We start from the raw sequence: 3,057 nt of genomic DNA on the forward strand, positions 1-3,057 counted from the left end.
TTGTAGAATTAAAACCAGGGCAAATATCAATCTTCGTCGACACCTTACCACTAACTTAAAAATGCTTCAAGTTATTAATACGTCAAATTGCAAGTTTATTAGGGATAGATAGAAATGTTGTGCAACGAAATAAATGAGTCGGAGAACCGTCCCGCGACTCTCAAGCTTTATTAACAGAAGTAACAATATTTACAAAACGATTTACATTACTAAGCAATACGATATAATTTAAACAGGACTTGTCTACAACCACAGTTATTCCCCGGCTTAATTGCCGGGAATTTTTTTTTATTCCCAAGATTTCAGATCGATCAAGGCCCCGGTAGTGTGGCGGATGTAACAGAAGGTTTCACGTGATTGTGGCAGGAGTTGCTCCTCCTGGTGCTACAAATTATATGTAAAAGCATACATATAATTAAGGAGGGGTTGCATGTTTATCAAACTGGTGAATGTTGCCTGTTGGAAGACAACGTTGATCTGCTTAGCTTTCCTTGCCTGTGTTAGCACGGCAAGGTTAGCAGGGGAAGAACCTGCCCTGCCACCGCCAAACTCAACCGGCGCCGCCAATTATTACGAAATGGACCCCAGCCCTTACTACCTATCGCTTGGGGTCAAAGGGTATCAGCAGACAACTGATTATACCTGTGGCCCGGCTGCCGTTATGTCACTTTTGCATTGGTACAATATACTAGATGACGATTCAATGAACCATGATACTGAAATGCGCATCGCCCAGGAGATGGGGACCGGCGATATGGAGTCCGAACATCCGGGTACACCCCCCTACAAGATGGAAAATTGGTTAAAGCAAAACGGATTTGAGGTGATACTCGGTTATAATGGAACAATGGAAATGCTCCGGGAGAACCTTGAGCAAGGGATACCTACCCTTGTTGAATGGATTGACTGGGGCGGTCATTGGGTAGTTGTTACAGGTTACTATGCAGCCTCCGAATCACCTGAGCAAGGCGTTGACTCCATCTTTTTCGCCGATCCGGCCGTTCATTGGACCACTGTCAATAATCCGGATGGAATATCTTCCTTTAACGCCTTGCGGTTTCAGGACATGTGGTTTGATGCTAAGTACCTTAAACCAGGGCATATAGTAAATAATGTATATATGGTTGTTGTCCCCAAGAAGAATTAGTAAGTTAGGTAGCTTAACAAAGATAGCCTCAGTCCCGCTGCGTGCGGGTCTGAGGCCGTGTTCATTTTTATACGATCAGGAAAACGTGTGATAAATACTAAAGGTTTTGCTTTCCGGGCAAGCAGGACTGAGGGGTGGAAGCTATTTTGGGGACAAGTGGACGCTCAGGTCTGACCAGGAACCAAGCAATCATACCGATTATGGCAAATGCTGAAGTTACTGTAATTGCTGATTGCCAGCCGTAATTGGTTGCTATCCAGGCGGTAAGCAATGGCGCTGCTACCCCGCCGAGGTTGCCCCAGAAGTTCATCCAGCCGGAAACAGATCCCGAAAACTTGCCGCCAAGGTCAATACAGGCCGCCCAACCGGCGTTAAATGTCAAACCAAGCGACCCCAGGGACAGGGTTAGCCAGAAAACATTCATGGTCGGAGTGGTGGCAATTGCACCAAGATAGAGGCAGACACAGCACAGTGCCAGGCCGATTACGCCTGATAATGTCCGGACTTTATACTTCGATACCCCGGCCATAATTAGTTTGTCGCTGAGGTAGCCGGTAGCAAAAGTGACAATACAGAGTGCAGCCCAGGGGAAGGAGGCGGCAATTCCCATCTTTTGCAGGGAAAAGTTCTGGGCCTCCATGAGATACAGCGGCAGCCAGGCTAAAAACACATACATAATGTAGTCGGTTATAAAAAACTGGATACCAATTGCCCAGAACTGGGGAGAGGTGAGAAAGCTTCGCCAGGGTGCCAGTTCTTTTTGGGGTTGGGTAGCTTCCGGATTATCGCCCTCAATGTGGGCAACTTCGGCAGCATTGACAAACTTATTATGCCGGGGCGACTCGGTGGCGAAATAGTACCAGGCTGCGGCTAGAATAATGCCGGCAGCACCGAAGATCACAAAGACAGAACGCCACCCGAAGGCCAGCATAAGAGCGACGGTGGCAGCCGGGCCGACTACAGGACCGAAAAATACACCACCTAACAAAAAGGATGCGCCGCGGGCTTTTTCGTTCGAGTTGAACCAACGATAGATGAACCGGCTGAACGAAGGGGCCAGCGGGCCTTCGCCGATGCCGAATAAAGTGCGGACAACCGCAAACATGGGCAGGCTGTTACAGGTTGCCGTCAGCGCAGTGAAAATTGACCAAAACGTTGCGGCGACGGTAATTACCACGCGGTGCCCGAAGATCTCGGACATGATCCCGCCAGGTATCTGCATAAGCGAGTAGCCAAGAAAAAATGCTGTTTGCAGCAAGCCGATATCCATTTTGCTAAAACTAAATTCTTTCATAATCTCCGGGGTAGCTACTGACAAATTGACACGATCCATATAAGATATAAAACTGATGAGGAACATAAGTACTGCCAGAAACCAGCGAAACTGAGTGGATTTTGTGTTCATAGTAACCTCCTGTAAAATAATAAAAAACCCCTTATCCCAATAGAATAGATCTAAGGGGCAAGAGGTTAATCCCGCGGTACCACCCTTGTTAACCGTTGATAAATAACGGTTTTCTCGTCAGGTCAAACAACCCTAAGCAAATAACGGTTGCACTCGTTTGAGTCGAGTCCGGCGAAGCTTACTTGGCGAAAAAAAATCAGCCGTTGGGCTTTGCAGTTCAGGAGTGATTAGGCTATACCGGTTTGTTACTGACTCGCACCATCCGTCAGTTCTCTGAAACTCTGCGGCAAGCTTGTCTCCTTCATCACTTTTAATGGTTATTAATATTGTAATGTTGTAAACTTGCAATACCTAAAGTATAGTCACCCAGATACTATTCGTCAAGTAATTTTTGTGCGATATATTTTCATAACAGATGTAACCCTGGTCGCTTTACGCCACAGTGGAGTGTCAATAATTAACTCAATTAACAAGACACAACCACCGTCCCCCCGTCTTTTGCGTC

Annotated in this window: 2 protein-coding genes; one reads left to right on the top strand and one right to left on the bottom strand. The window is 46.7% G+C overall.

Translation table 11 applies throughout. The features are described 5' to 3' along the window. Positions 1-430: 430 nt before the first annotated feature. Positions 431-1,147: a peptidase C39 family protein gene (locus VN379_RS15540; RefSeq protein ID WP_325535451.1), complete on the top strand. Its 717-nt coding sequence runs from the start codon at positions 431-433 to the stop codon at positions 1,145-1,147. 97 nt (positions 1,148-1,244) lie between these two features. Here VN379_RS15540 and VN379_RS15545 read toward each other — a convergent pair whose 3' ends face one another. Then, a complete protein-coding gene (locus VN379_RS15545; RefSeq protein ID WP_325535453.1) occupies positions 1,245-2,552 on the bottom strand; it encodes an MFS transporter in 1,308 nt (435 codons plus the stop codon). Between the last annotated feature and the right edge of the window lie 505 nt (positions 2,553-3,057).

The sequence above is a fragment of the Sporomusa sp. genome, from assembly GCF_035561255.1.
Lineage (GTDB): Bacteria > Bacillota > Negativicutes > Sporomusales > Sporomusaceae > Sporomusa.